Genomic DNA, 13,869 nt, shown 5'->3' on the forward strand with positions numbered 1-13,869 from the left:
ATGAGCGGACGTCTGCAGGAGATCGCCGGATGGCTCGTCCGTCGCCGCGCCGACATGCCGGCGTGGATGAATCGCATCATCGACGCCCCGGCCCAGAACCCCGACGGTGTCATCGGCCGCATCGCCTACCGGGTACTCGGTGGCGCTGGCGCCTCGAACACCTCTGTCCCGGAATCGGAGCTGCGAGTGTACATCGCTCCCACGAACTACTCGGGGCAGGGGTATCTGTGGGCGAGGGCGCTCGAAGCCGCCGATCCGCGACTCGGAGCGAGGAACATGGCCGTCGACGTCCCGGGCGGCTACGCGTTTCCTGCGGACAACCTCGTGCCGATCGCGGCCAACAACGCCTCGACCGATTGGCAGAAGACGGAGCGGGACGCCGTCCGGCGTTTCACTCACGTCCTCATCGAGGCGGAACGACCGATCTTCGGCGGACTCTTCGGCCGTGACGTCGCTGCAGAGGTCGAAGCGCTCGAAGCCGCCGGCGTCTCGGTGGCGTTCATCAGCCATGGCACGGACATCCGGGATCCCCGAGAACACGCACGCCGCACCCCGTGGTCACCGTATCCCGACGACCCGCGCACCGATCTCCTCCAGGTGGCCGCAGAGACCAATCTCGCGCTCCTGGAGCGTCTGCGGCGGCCGACGTTCGTGTCCACTCCGGATCTGCTCGACGACGTGCCGTGGGCGCGCTGGTGCCCCGTCGTGGTCGACGCGGACCGTTTCACCACCCTCGCTCCGGTCCTCGCACGCGATACGGCCCGTGTCATCCACGCATCCAGCTCGGTCGTGCAGAAAGGCAGCCACCACATCGAACCCGCCCTGCGTCCCTTGATCGATTCGGGCGACGTCGACTACGCGTTGATCTCCGGGGTGAGCTCGGACCGGATGCCCGGCGTGATCGCGGAAGCCGACATCGTTCTCGACCAGTTCCGGCTCGGCTCCTACGGCGTCGCGGCCTGCGAGGCGATGGCAGCCGGCCGAATCGTCGTCGGACATGTGCTTCCGGCGGTGCGGGCACGGATCGAGCAGGAGACCGGGAAGGAGCTCCCCATCGTCGAGGCCACTCCCGACACGCTTCAGGAGGTGATCCGCAGTCTGCTCGCGGACCGCGATCGCGCCCGCGAGATCGCCGCCGCGGGTCCGCTCTTCGTGGCGGCCGTGCATTCCGGCGACCGCAGCGCCAGGGCGCTCATCGACGGCTGGATCGACCCGAGTTAGGTCGCGGACGCCGGAACCGCCCGGGCTGCGTCACGCGTGTCCTTCCACTTGCGCATCCGTCGCTCAGCGGGCCGCTCGACGAACGAGTGCAGCGCCCAAGCAGCGACGACGCACACGGCGAAGAGCGCGACGTACCAGAGCAGGTTCACCCAGGAAGCCTCCTGGTAGCCGAAGATGCGCAGGGCGGTGTAGATCAGCGTGGCGTGGACCAGGTAGAAGGCGAAAGACCACTCGCCGAGCTTCACCTGGATCTTCGTGTCGAAGAAGACCCGACGTCCGTTCAGGGACGCCGCCGACAGAGCGACGATCGCGATCGCGCATGCGACGGTGAAGAGTTCGTTGGCGAAGATGCCGAGGTAGCCGATCATCGGCAGGGTACCCGCGAGTCGGGTGCTCGCCAGGATGGCGAGGATCACCGCCGCCATCGCCCCGACACCCACGAGGGGATGGATACGAGGACGCCATCCCGACCGCATCGCCCAGGCGAGCGCCATGCCGAGCACGAACTCAGGGAGGCGTTGCACGGGCACCGGCACCAGAGGGAGCCAGGAGTCCGGCGCGAGCGCCACGCCGGCGCGGTAGACGAATGCGTAGAGCACGACGCCGCCCGCGAGGAGCAGCGCCCCGCGCTTCGCCATGGGAACGAGGACACGGGAGATCCAGGGATGCAGCGCGTAGAAGAAGGCCTCGCACGTCAGAGTCCACGCTGCCGGGTTACCGGAGAAGAGAATGGTCGGATTCGACCACCAGGCCTGCAGCAGCACCACGGAGAGCGCGAGGATCCCGAGATCGAACGGCTTGAGGAAGCTCCCCTCCGGGATCGCCGCGAACGTGTAGAAGACCGGGATGGCGAGGAGGAGGGCGACCATGTGCGATGGCCAGATGCGCGCGAAACGCCGCCAGTAGAAAGTCGATGTCGACACTCGCGGACGCGCAGACCAGGTGAGCACGAAGCCCGAGAGGACGAAGAAGAACGTCACTCCGAAATAGCCGTAGGAGAACACCTGAGCGAGGATGCCCGGCACGGGTGCGAAGACCAGCATGTGATAGAAGAACACGAGGAAGGCTGCCCACCACCGCAGTCCGGTCAGCGCATCGAGCCGTTGCGTGGGCTCGGCGAGAACGTTCGTGGCAGGGCGCGACATACAACCTCAGTCCGGAATCATGGCGTCGTCGTTCCAGGATACCCAACGGGTTGGGACGAGTCCTGACACGCCGACTAGAATTCGAACGGTGAGCACTCCGGAAGTCGACGTCATCATCGCGGTCCATACGGTGACGCGGCCGATCCATCGTGCCGCCGCCTCTGCCCTGCGTGGGAACGAAGCGCGGGTCCGCGTCAACGTCGTCGCCCACAACATCGATCCCGATCTCATCGCCGCGAATCTCGGTGATCTGCTCGACGATGAGCGCGTCCGGCTGCTGCCGTTCGCGGATGGGATCCCTTCGCCGGCCGGCCCGATGAATCATGCTCTCGATCAGGCCACTGCCCCCTACTTCGCTCTGCTCGGCTCAGATGACGAGTTCGCGCCCGGTGCGCTCGATTCCTGGCTGGAACTGGCTCGGTCGGTCGATGCCTCCATGGTCCTCGCGCGCATCGACCGCCTCACGTCCGGGCCCGACCCGACGCCGCCGACACGGCGAGGGCGGATCACCGACCTCGACCCCGCTCGGGACCGCCTGTCCTACCGATCCGCGCCTCTCGGTCTCGTGTCGAGGAAGCAGTTTCCCGACCTGCGTTTCACCGAGGGCCTGTTCTCGGGTGAGGATCTCGAGTTCACCGCCGCGCTCTGGTTCACAGGCTCCGCCTTCGCTTACGACCGCCACACCCCCGGCTACGTCGGGCACGAGGACGAGGGCGACCGGGTGACGTCCGCGCCTCGGCTCGTTCGCGAGGACTTCGCGTTCCTCGACGCGATCACGACGTCGGCGTGGTTCCCGCGGTTGACCCGCAGACAGCGGACCGCCCTCGGGGTGAAGACGCTCCGCGTCCACTTCTTCGACGCCGTGCTGAACCGCCTCGATGCGCCTGGTGACTTCGAGTCGACTCGCGTCGCCCTGCTCGAGGTCCTCGGAACCCTGACGACCGTGTTCCCGGGTGCAGTCGCCTACCTCGCACGATGCGACCGGAAGGTCATCGACGCGCTGAGGCGCGGCCCCATGGACACCGCGGAGGTGAGGCGCCTGATCGGAGCGCGGTGGGGCGGCGGGGCGGACGCCCTGCTCACCCGGAATCCGCTGCGTTCCCTGCACGCGCAGGCCCCTTTCCGCACACTCCGCGCGATGACCATCTGATGGGCGACCGCGGCGAGCAGACGCCGGAGGTCGATGTCATCATCCCGGTGCACTCGGAGATGCGGCCCGTCCGGCGCGCGGCGGCATCCGTGCTGGACCATACCGAGGCCGCCGTGCGGGTGACGGTGATCGCGCACAACATCGAGAAGGACATCATCGTCCGCAACCTCGGCGACGTGGCCGCCGATCGGCGGGTGCGGGTCTTGAACCTCGACGACGGCATCCGCTCCCCCGCCGGTCCCATGAACGCCGGGTTGGATCACGTGACCGCGCCCTTCTTCGCCGTGCTCGGTTCCGACGACGAGTTCGCCCCGGGAGCGATCGACGCGTGGCTGGGTCTTCAGCGAGCCACGAACGCCAGCGTCGTCCTCGCCGCGATCGATCTGGTCTCGGGCCGACGCGATCCTTTCCCCCCGGTCCGCTGGGGACGACGGCGCAGACGACTGGATGCGCGACGGGACAGGTTGCACTACCGCAGCGCGCCGCTCGGCTTGTTGCGCACCGCGTCGCACGGAGGCCTGCGGTTCACCGAGGGGCTCTCCTCCGGGGAGGACCTGGCCTACACCTGCGCGCTCTGGTTGACCGGCACCGACATCGCATATGCGCTCGCGCTCCCCCCGTATGTGGGACATGACGATGCCGAGGATCGAGTGACCGAGGGCTCGAGGTCGGTCGAGCGCGACTTCGCCTTCCTCGACGCCGTGGAGGATCTCGACGCATACCGGCGAGCCGGATCCGCCGATCGCACGGCACTGGCCGTCAAGATCCTTCGGGTGCACTTCTTCGACGCCGTCCGCGCGGTCGTTCTCGGCGCGGAGAACATCTCGACGGCAAGACCGCACCTTCTGGCCGTGCTCGAGCGGGTTGCCGCGATGTCGCCGTCTGCGGAGGCACTCCTGTCCCGAGCGGATCGTCGAGTGATCGCCGCCGTGCGCACGAGCGAGGACATCATCCGGATCGGCGAGCTCCTCGATCGACGCCAGCGTTACCGGACCTTCAACGCGCTGGTTCCGCAGAATCCTCTGCTCACCCTGCATGCTCAAGCCCCGGTGCGCACGCTCCTGGCCGGGCTCTCCTCCACGACGGTACGCTGACGCGTCCGCCGCAGACTCTCAGTCCAGGTCTTTCGCGAGTCCTGCCAGGACGACCTGCTCGGCGAAGGCGGGGAGCGTCGCAGCCACCTCGAGGAACTTGCCGGATGCCGCGATGACGCCGTCCTCGACGTAGCAGATCCGGTCGTAGTCCTTGATCGTGGACAGACGATGCGCGACGGAGATGAGCGTGACCTCACCCTGCAGCGCGCGGATCGACTTGGTGACCTCGTCCTCTGTCTTCGTGTCGAGCGAACTCGTCGCCTCATCGAGCACGAGCACCAGCGGATCGGTGTACAGCGCGCGGGCGATACCCAGACGCTGCTGCTGTCCTCCGGAGAGCGATACACCGCGTTCGCCGATGCGCTCATGGATTCCGCCCGCTCGCGAGCGGATGAGCGGCCCGAGCTGCGCGCGCTCGAGCGCGTGGAGCACCTTCTCCTCGTCGACGTCATCGCTCCAGGTGAGCGCGACGTTCTGAGCGATGGTGCCGTCGAAGAGCGCGACGCGCTGCGGCACGTATCCGACTCGCCCGCGCCACTGCGTCAGCACCGAGTTCAACGGTGCGCCGTCGATCGTGATCGCGCCCCGCGACGTCTGGCTGAGCCCGAGCAGCAGATCGATGAGCGTCGACTTGCCGGCGCCGGAAGGACCGACGATCCCGAGCGAGCTGCCGAGCGGGATGTCCAGCGACATGCCGCGGATGACGTCGTCCTCGGCGTTCGGATAGCGGAAGCGCACGTCGGTGAGTCGGAGCTCGCGCGGACTGTCCGCCAGCACCGCGGTATCGGCGGGCGGCTGAGAGTCCGTCATGTCCTTCTCGGCCGACGTGAGGTCTCCGATGACGTCGATCGCGGGCGGAGTGCTGGCGATCGCCTGCACGATGCCGCCCTGGATCCCCGTGATGGCGGGGATCAGCCGGAAGCCGGTGGCGGCGAAGAGCGCGACCGACGAGAGGGCCCCGGCGACGCCGCCCTGTGCGAAGGCGAAGGCGCCGATGAGGATGACTCCGCCGATGAGGGCGGCTTCGAACGCGAAACCAGGGATGATGCCGAGGAACGAGCCGTTGGCGCGTGCTCGAACCGACCGGCTGCGGTTCGCGGTCACGAGGTCCGAGACCTCGGAGAGACGGTTGCGGAGGCTGAGCTCCTTGAGCGCCTCCATCATCTCCGTCATCAGGATCGCGACGCGATAGCTGTACGTCAGATTGACCTGTGCGGCTTCCAGCGACCGCTTCGTGACGACCTGATGGACGATGAAGGCGACGATCGCGAGGTAGACGAAGGCGATGACCGCGGTGAGCGGGTCGGCGACCAGGAGCACCACGATGATGAGCACGAACGTGAAAATCATGCTCGGGACGCGCATGAGCGGCAGCAGGAAACCGGCCATCGTGTTGGCGATGCCGCCATCCGCGATCCGAGTGATCTCGGCGACGGAGCGCTTCGACCGTTCCTCCCAGCTGGAGTTGATGTAGGCCTTGAACATCCGGTCGCCGATCTCCAGCTCGTACGTGGCGAAACGCCTCGTCGCGAACCAGTGCAGCGTGACGGAGAGCACGGACTTGAGGATGATCAGGCCGCAGGCGCCCAGGGCGATCCATGGCAGGGTCTCGGCCGAGACCGCGCCGATGAGGGGCAGGGAGAGTTGGCCGCCGGTAACCGCCGGCCCGATGATGAGCGCCAGGAGCGACATCGCGATCACGTCGAGACCGGTGATGACCGTGGTCGCGATCATGTAGCCGGCGAAGTAGCGACGTGCACCGTCGGGAAGCAGGGGAAGGAGGTCCCGGAGTACGGGCCAGATGCGTTTCACTGGATGCGCGCCTAGAGGGTCTTCGAGGTGCCGGAGGCAGCGGAGGACAGGGCGCTCTCGACGATCTCGAGAGTGCGGAGCCCCTGCTCCATCGTGACGACATGGTTCGGCTTGCCGAGCACTGCGTCGCGGAAGGCCTCGTGCTCCACCTTGAGCGGCTCGCGCTTGGCGAACGAGAAGCGCGTGATGTCACCCTCGGACACTCCCCGGAAGGCGAGCATGGACTCCCACTCCAGCGGAATGGTGCCGTTGGCGTAGAAGGTGAGGTCACCGGTAGCGGTGTCGGCGATGAACGTCCCTCGATCGCCGGTGACCACCGTGACCCGTTCCTTCATGGGGCTGAGCCAGTTCACGAGGTGGTTCACGATCACGCCGCTGGCAAGACGCCCGGTGATCGTGATCATGTCCTCGAACTCGCGGCCGCTCTGGTGCGCCGTCTGGGCGAAGACCGTCGTGTAGTCGCTCTGGGCGACCCAGCTCGTCAGGTCGATGTCGTGGGATGCGAGATCCTTGGCGACGCCGACGTCGGCGATGCGTGCGGGGAAGGTGCTCTGTCGGCGAGTGGCGATCTGATACACGTCGCCCAGTTCGCCGGCTTCCAGCCGACGACGCATCTCCTGCAGAGCGGGGTTGAAGCGCTCGACGTGCCCGACCGCGCCGACGAGGCCCTTCGCCGCGAACGCATCCGTCATGCGCCGCCCGGCTTCCACGCTGTGCGCGATCGGCTTCTCGACCAGGGTGTGCACTCCGGCTTCCGCGAGCTTCAAGGCCGCATCCTCGTGGAAGGCTGTGGGAACCGCGACGACCGCGATGTCGATCTTCTGCTCGATCAGCGCCTCGATGTCGGGGAGGATCTCGAGGTTGCCGGCGACGCCGTGGGGGTCGCCGCCCGGATCGGCGATCGCGACGAGGTCGATGCCTTCGACGTCACGGAGGACGCGCGCATGGTTGCGTCCCATCATCCCGACGCCGAGCAGACCGGCCCGCAGGTTGCCCATCAGGCGCCCGCTCCGGCGACGGTGTTGACGGCGGCGACGATGCGCTCGAGGTCGTCCTGGCTCAGCGACGGGTGCACGGGCAGCGAGGCGACCTCGCGGGCCGCACGCTCGGTCTCCGGCAGGTCGAGTCCCGGCGCGAAATGCGTCAGCGAGGGCAGACGGTGGTTGGGGATCGGGTAGTAGACACCGGCGCCCACGTTGTGCTCGCTCTTGAGCGCGGCGACGAAGCCGTCGCGGTCCTCGGGGACGCGGATCGTGTACTGGTGGTACACGTGCACGGCGCCGTCGGCGACCGGCGGCACGATGACGCCCTGCAGGTTGGCGTCGAGGAACGCCGCGTTCGCCTGGCGCGTCTTCGTCCAGGCGTCGACCTTGGTGAGCTGCACCCGGCCGATGGCCGCGTGGATGTCGGTCATACGGGCATTGAAGCCGATGACCTCGTTCTCGTACTGGCGCTCCATGCCCTGGTTGCGCAGCAGCTTGACCTGACGGGCGATCTCGTCGGTCGCCGTCGTGACCATGCCGCCTTCGCCGCTGGTCATGTTCTTGGTCGGGTACAGGCTGAACATCGCGAACTCGCCGAACGAGCCCACCGGGCGTCCGTCGAGCGACGCGCCGTGCGCCTGCGCCGCATCCTCGTACAGGGCGACGCCGTGCTCGGCGGCGATCTTCTCGAGCTCGCGCATCCGTGCCGGGTGACCGTACAGGTGCACCGGCAGGATGCCCTTGGTCTTGGGAGTGATCGCCGCGGCGACCGCCTCGGGGTCGAGCGTGAACGTGTCGGGCTCGATGTCGACGAAGACCGGGGTCCCGCCCGTGAGCGCGACCGAGTTGCCCGTCGCCGCGAACGTGAAGGAGGGCACGATGACCTCGTCGCCCGCGCCGACGACGGCGGCGAGCAGCCCGAGGTGGAGACCCGCCGTGCCGGAGTTCACGGCGACGGAGGGGCGACCGGGCACGAAGTGCGCCGAGAACTCGCTCTCGAAGGTCGCGACCTCCGGACCCTGCGCGATCATGCCGCTGCGCATCACGCGATCGACAGCAGCACGCTCTTCGTCGCCGATGATCGGCTTGGCGGGGGGAATGAACTCGCTCACACGGTCTCCTTGATCAGTGTTCCGTCAGTCTCGATGTAGTGCGCGCCCGTCGAGGGGCACACCCAGGTCTTCGCGTCATCTCCGGCCACGAGGGGCACGCCCGACTCGCCGACCCAGCCGATGCGGCGGGCGGGAACGCCCGCGACGAGGGCGTAGGCCGGCACGTCCTTGACGACCACGGCGCCGGCGGCGACGGTGGCCCAGGCCCCGATGGTCACGGGGGCGACGCAGGTCGCCCGCGCGCCGATGGCCGCGCCGCGCTCGATCGTCACGCCGACGGGCTCCCAGTCGTGCGCGCTCTTGATCGTCCCGTCGGCGTTGATCGCCCGCGGGTACGTGTCGTTGGTCAGCACGACGGCCGGTCCGATGAACACGCCGTCGCCGAGCTTCGCGGGCTCGTAGACGAGCGCGTAGTTCTGCACCTTGCAGTTGTCGCCCATGATCACGCCCGTGCCGATGTAGGCACCGCGCCCCACGATGCAGTTCTCACCGAGCTGCGCATCCTCGCGTACCTGCGCCAGATGCCAGATGGAGCTTCCTGCTCCGATCTTCGCCTCAGGGGACACATCGGCCGAATCGACGATCCGGACATCGGTCGGTGAGGGCATACGGGTTCTCCTCGTGGGTGAAGAAGGGGACTCGGTCATCCTATCTGTTCACCCAGTCGTTTCCTGAGAGGATAGGAGGGTGATCAACCCAGTCAGCCCCGATCCGCACACCTGGGTCGTCGTCCCGCTGTTCAACGAGGCGAGCGTCATCTCGGGGGTGATCGCGACCCTGCTCCCCCATTTCCCGAATGTCGTGTGCATCGATGACGGCTCCACCGACGGCTCTCTCGAGGAGGCGCGGGCGGCTGGTGCGCACATCGTGGAGCACCCGATCAACCTCGGCCAGGGCGCCGCGCTGCAGACGGGCATCGACTACGCGCTCTCGCAGCCGGGATGCGAGTACATCGTGACCTTCGACGCCGACGGCCAGCACCGCGTCGACGATGCGATCGCCATGGTCGCCGCCGCCCGCGAGACGGGTGCGGCGATCGTCTTCGGGTCCCGGTTCCTCGACGACCGCACGAATCCCGGCCTGATGAAGCGCGTGATCCTCAAGACCGCGGTCTGGGTGACCAACCTCACCACCAGCGTCAAGCTCACCGACGCGCACAACGGCCTGCGGGTCATCCGCGCCGACGCCGCGAGTCAGATCTCGCTGAAGCAGGACCGGATGGCGCATGCCACCGAGATCGTGCTGCAGCTCGGACACACCGGACTCCCGTGGATCGAGCACCCCGTCGAGCTCCTCTACACCGACTACTCGAAGTCGAAGGGGCAGTCGGTGCTCAACTCCGTCAACATCCTCGTCGACCTGATCGTGAGGTAACGCCATGTGGATCCAGATCGTCCTCATCGCCGCCGTCGTCGTCATCGGCGCCGTCTTCATGCGCCGCACGGGCGCCGACAGCCACCTCGCCATCCGCCGCCTGCTCTACGGCGCGTTCGGACTCGTCGCGATCATCTCGATCCTCTTCCCGCAGTGGCTCACCTGGGTCGCCAACCTCGTCGGCGTCGGCCGCGGCACCGACCTGCTGCTCTACGCCCTCGTGCTGATGTTCCTGGTGTTCGTCTACACGCAGTCGCGTCGGAACGCGGCACAGCAGCGGCGACTGACGCTGCTGGCGCGCAAGCTGGCGCTGCTCCAGGCGTCCAGCCCGTCCGCACAGCCCGACGAGACGGATGCCGGGCAGCCGGAGAACCGCTAGTCGCAGGCGGTGATCCGCCAGAGGCTGGCGTCGCCCTCGCGCGCCACCTCGGTGAATCCGGGCTGTCCGTCGAACTCGGTCATCCCCGGCATCAGGTACTCACCGGGCCCCGTGCCCCCGATACCGAAGTCGAGGACGTACTCGGGTGCCCCGTAGGCGGCCAGAGCCTCGCAGACCGCGGGGTCCTCGCCGGCATCGCGGAGTCCGACGGAAAGGGTGTCCCACGCCTGGGTCTGCGGCGGGGACCAGGTGCGCGGGATGATGTCACGGTCTCCGAGCACATACGCGAAGGCGGCGCCCGTGGACGGATTCGCGATGATCACGGCGTCCTCGGGGATGAGGTCCGGGAGCTCGCGGAGGAGCGCGTACTCGTCGGACGAGAGGTAGCTGTCCGCGTCCATGGCGTAGCGGGACTGCTCGTCGGTGTCGGCGGCCACGCGCAGCAGGATGACCGGTGCGACGACCACGCCGATAGTCCCGGCCACGGCGATGAGGGCCATCGCGATACCCGTCAGCGGTGTACGGGCGAGCGCGGCGGCGTCCGGCCATCGTCGCGCCACGACGCGGATGAGCGCAGCGAGCCCGATCGCCGCGAGCGGCACCACGATCAGTGGGACGATCGCCGCGAGGCGGAAGGAGTCGCCGTACCACGGCCCGGTCAGCACACGCTTGACCACGGGAAGGTCCGTGGCCACACTGACCACGTAGAGCGCGGAGATCCCTGCCCAGGCGACGACCAGCCAGCGCAGGCGCGGCGCCCGCACCGCGATGACGAGGCCGACGATCAGAAGTGCGCTCATCCCCCACGCCGCCGGCAGCAGCGAGTGGCTGTTCAGGACGACGTCGACGAGCGCTCCCGGTATCCCGCGGTACGACCTCCAGAGCACGTGACCGGCGAGATACGCCAGCGCGAGCCACACGAACGCGACCGCCGCCCACCCGCCGATGAGCACCACCAGCGACCGACGACGGAAGAGCCGATCGCTCGTGCGATAGCGGAGCAGGACCGTCCCGGTGAGCCACAGCATCACCAGCACTCCCCAGACCAGGATCGACGAAGGCTGGGAGAGTGTCGTCGCCGCGACGGCGAGAAGCGCTGCGGCGGCGACACCGATCGCCCGACGTGTCTTCTCCCCGGGGGCCGCGCCCATCCAGATCCGGACCGCGTCGATCGTGAGCGCTGCCGCTGCCGGGATCACCGCGAGCGACAGAGCGTAGGGGTACAGCACCCCCCACTCGAACATCAGCTGCGGGAAGGCGAGCAGCCCTGCGGAAAGAGCGGCCGCCAGAGCGGTCACGGCGGTGTTCCCGTTGCTCACCACTCGCGCGAAGAGCGCGATGGCGAGCGGCCACATCACCGCGGCGATCACCAGGGAGACGAGGTTGGCGGCGACGGGGATCTGAGCCACGTCCACCGCGACGAGCGAGGTGACGGCGTGCCAGGCGGCGGGATAGAACGTCGTGCCGCCGATGAGCCCTGACACGTCGAGAGACGATGCGCTTCCGGTCTCGGCGATCCAGCGGAGGACGTTGAGGTGGAACACCGCGTCATTCGTCTGCGAGATCGCTTCCGGAACGCCGACGTACGTCATCAGACGGGCCGCGTTGAGCGCGCCGCCGACGAGGAGGCCGGCGAAGAGCAGCAGGTTCGGCACGCTCGACCGCCGTCGCGGCGGCGAGAGCCGACGGCGGCCGACGAGCAGCGACAGAGCGTAGAGCAGCGCGCCGACGATCACCACGCCGATGGCGACGCTCAGATGCCCCCAGCGGATGCCGAGGAACGAGTACGCGATCGCCAGCACCGACAGCAGGCCGACCGAGATCCCCGGCGCCGACGCCCACAGGACGAGGCCGCGCAGTCGGAGGACGAGGCCGACCAGCAGACCGGGAACGAAGACGACGGCCAGAGCGAGGGCGAAGAGCCCGGACTGCGCCAGCCAGTCGGTGATCATTCGTCGACCAGCGCGATGGCGCCCTCGATCTCGCCGTCGTAGACGATCTGGCCCTTGTTGATCACCACGCCTCTGGTGCAGAGCTCTCGGACCATCTCCATGTCGTGGCTGACCACGACGAGCGTCTTCTTCTGCGCGATCAGCTCGCCGAACTTCAGGCGGCACTTCTCCCGGAAGGGGGCGTCTCCGACCGAGAGGATCTCATCGACGAGGAGCACATCGAGCTCCACGTGGATCGCGACCGAGAACGCGAGCCGCATGAACATCCCCGAGGAGTAGTGCTTGACCTCCTGGTCGATGAACTGCTCGATCTCGCTGAACGCGACGATCTCGTCGTAGCGCTCCTCGACCTCCTTGCGCTGCATCCCGAGGATGGCGGCGTTGAGGAAGACGTTCTCCCGGCCGGAGAGCTCGGGGTGGAACCCGGCGCCGACCTCGATGAGACCGGCCACCCGTCCGCGCGTGAGCACCTCGCCGGCGTCGGGCTCCATGACACCCGAGATCAACTTGAGGAGCGTCGACTTGCCCGACCCGTTCAGGCCGAGGATGGCGACGGACTCGCCCTCGTTGATCACGAGGTCCAGTCCCTTGAGCGCCTCGAAGGTGCTGCTCGTCTTGCGACGGCGGATCCAGGCCACGACGGTGTCCTTGAAGGACAGCGCGTGGTTCAGCGTGAAGTTCTTGCGGACACCGTCGACGACGATGCTGGGGCGCGAAGCGATTGCAGTGCTCATAGGTCTTGCGCGAACCTTCCCTCGAGACGTCGGAAGACGAGCTGGCCGAGCAGCAGGGTGACGACGGCGATCAGGAACGTCCAGAGCGTGTTCCAGGCGAGGTCCGGCGGCAGCGCCAGCGTCGTGCTCGTCACCGGACGCCAGAAGGCGTAGTGGAACAGCTCGACGCCCTGGGTGATCGGATTCAGCAGGTAGATGTCGACGAGCCAGTCCGGCCACCCCAGCTTGTCCATCGCCTCCTGCACCATCGTCCAGGCGTAGAGCACGGGCGACGCCCAGGTGGCGAGGAGGAGCAGCAGCTCGACGATGTTCTCCGCATCGCGGAAGCGCACGTTGAGCGCCCCGAAGAAGAGCCCGATGCCGAGAGCGAACAGCGACACGATGATCATCGCCGCCAGCGCGGCGAGGACGCCGAGGATCGAGACGCTCGGGATCCAGCCCATGAACAGGCAGACGATGAGCAGCAGGGCGAGCTGCGGGAGGAAGTGGATGAAGGCGACCACGACCGAGGAGACCGCGAACAGCTGGCGCGGCAGGAACACCTTGCGCACGAGCGGCGCGTTGTTCACGATCGACGTGGTCGCGTTCTTGAACGCTTCGGAGAAGAGGTTGATGACGACGATGCCGGAGAACAGGTACACCGGGTAGTTCGGGATGTCGCGGTTGAGGTTCAGGAAGAGCCCCAGCACCACCCAGAACACGAGGAACTGCGCTCCAGGACGGACGTAGGACCAGGTCCAGCCGAGCACGGAGTTGCGGTAGCGGGTCGTGACCCCCGTGCGCACCAGCAGGTACAGGAGGTAGCGCCAGCGCACGACATCGATGAGCCCTCGGCTGGTGCCGGGAGTATCGAACTCGGAACGCGGGACGACGGCGAAAAGATCTCGGGTATCTGTCACTGGCCCACTCATTC

General features: G+C 67.7%; 13 protein-coding genes. 5 read left to right on the top strand and 8 right to left on the bottom strand.

Features of this window, described 5'->3' with window-relative positions; translation table 11 throughout:
- Positions 1 to 1,221: a glycosyltransferase family protein gene (locus ABD648_RS04975; protein ID WP_282213872.1), complete on the top strand. Its 1,221-nt coding sequence runs from the start codon at positions 1 to 3 to the stop codon at positions 1,219 to 1,221.
- Here ABD648_RS04975 and ABD648_RS04980 read toward each other — a convergent pair.
- A complete protein-coding gene (locus tag ABD648_RS04980) occupies positions 1,218 to 2,366 on the bottom strand; it encodes an acyltransferase family protein (protein ID WP_282213873.1) in 1,149 nt (382 codons plus the stop codon). The two genes, ABD648_RS04975 and ABD648_RS04980, sit on opposite strands and share 4 nt — an antisense overlap.
- Before the next feature lie 88 nt (positions 2,367 to 2,454).
- Between ABD648_RS04980 and ABD648_RS04985 the strand changes: the two genes are divergently transcribed.
- Positions 2,455 to 3,516, top strand: coding sequence for a glycosyltransferase (locus ABD648_RS04985; RefSeq protein WP_282213874.1), 1,062 nt, complete (start codon positions 2,455 to 2,457; stop codon positions 3,514 to 3,516).
- Positions 3,516 to 4,610 (top strand): glycosyltransferase family A protein, encoded by a 1,095-nt coding sequence (locus ABD648_RS04990; protein ID WP_282213875.1) that lies wholly within the window; start codon positions 3,516 to 3,518, stop codon positions 4,608 to 4,610. Before ABD648_RS04985 ends, ABD648_RS04990 begins: the two co-directional genes overlap by 1 nt.
- An 18-nt stretch (positions 4,611 to 4,628) precedes the next feature.
- Here ABD648_RS04990 and ABD648_RS04995 read toward each other — a convergent pair whose 3' ends face one another.
- From ABD648_RS04995 to ABD648_RS05010, 4 genes are read right to left on the bottom strand one after another with little or no spacing between them, the layout of a single operon-like run.
- A complete protein-coding gene (locus ABD648_RS04995; RefSeq protein ID WP_282213876.1) occupies positions 4,629 to 6,422 on the bottom strand; it encodes an ABC transporter ATP-binding protein in 1,794 nt (597 codons plus the stop codon).
- An 11-nt stretch (positions 6,423 to 6,433) separates the two neighbouring features.
- Positions 6,434 to 7,420: a Gfo/Idh/MocA family protein gene (locus ABD648_RS05000; protein WP_282213877.1), complete on the bottom strand. Its 987-nt coding sequence runs from the start codon at positions 7,418 to 7,420 to the stop codon at positions 6,434 to 6,436.
- Positions 7,420 to 8,517 (bottom strand): DegT/DnrJ/EryC1/StrS family aminotransferase, encoded by a 1,098-nt coding sequence (locus ABD648_RS05005; protein WP_282213878.1) that lies wholly within the window; start codon positions 8,515 to 8,517, stop codon positions 7,420 to 7,422. Before ABD648_RS05005 ends, ABD648_RS05000 begins: the two co-directional genes overlap by 1 nt.
- Complete coding sequence (locus ABD648_RS05010; protein ID WP_282213879.1) at positions 8,514 to 9,125, bottom strand: acyltransferase; 612 nt, start codon at positions 9,123 to 9,125, stop codon at positions 8,514 to 8,516. The genes ABD648_RS05005 and ABD648_RS05010 overlap by 4 nt, the downstream gene beginning before the upstream one ends.
- 79 nt (positions 9,126 to 9,204) lie before the next feature.
- Here ABD648_RS05010 and ABD648_RS05015 point away from each other — a divergent pair, with 79 nt between their 5' ends.
- Positions 9,205 to 9,891, top strand: coding sequence for a glycosyltransferase family 2 protein (locus tag ABD648_RS05015; protein ID WP_282213880.1), 687 nt, complete (start codon positions 9,205 to 9,207; stop codon positions 9,889 to 9,891).
- A 4-nt stretch (positions 9,892 to 9,895) separates the two neighbouring features.
- The gene (locus tag ABD648_RS05020) at positions 9,896 to 10,270 is read left to right on the top strand and encodes a DUF2304 domain-containing protein (protein ID WP_282213881.1); all 375 of its coding nucleotides are present in this window, start codon (positions 9,896 to 9,898) and stop codon (positions 10,268 to 10,270) included.
- Here the strand turns inward: ABD648_RS05020 and ABD648_RS05025 are convergent.
- From ABD648_RS05025 to ABD648_RS05035, 3 genes are read right to left on the bottom strand one after another with little or no spacing between them, the layout of a single operon-like run.
- The gene (locus ABD648_RS05025) at positions 10,267 to 12,222 is read right to left on the bottom strand and encodes a DUF6541 family protein (RefSeq protein WP_282213882.1); all 1,956 of its coding nucleotides are present in this window, start codon (positions 12,220 to 12,222) and stop codon (positions 10,267 to 10,269) included. The two genes, ABD648_RS05020 and ABD648_RS05025, sit on opposite strands and share 4 nt — an antisense overlap.
- Positions 12,219 to 12,956, bottom strand: a complete 738-nt coding sequence (locus tag ABD648_RS05030; protein ID WP_282213883.1) for an ABC transporter ATP-binding protein — start codon at positions 12,954 to 12,956, stop codon at positions 12,219 to 12,221. Before ABD648_RS05030 ends, ABD648_RS05025 begins: the two co-directional genes overlap by 4 nt.
- Positions 12,953 to 13,855 carry an ABC transporter permease gene (locus ABD648_RS05035; RefSeq protein WP_282213884.1) on the bottom strand — a complete coding sequence of 301 codons (903 nt, stop codon included), beginning with the start codon at positions 13,853 to 13,855 and terminating at the stop codon, positions 12,953 to 12,955. Before ABD648_RS05035 ends, ABD648_RS05030 begins: the two co-directional genes overlap by 4 nt.
- Positions 13,856 to 13,869 lie beyond the last annotated feature (14 nt).

The sequence above is a fragment of the Microbacterium luteolum genome, assembly GCF_039533965.1.
Taxonomy (GTDB): Bacteria; Actinomycetota; Actinomycetes; order Actinomycetales; family Microbacteriaceae; genus Microbacterium; species Microbacterium luteolum.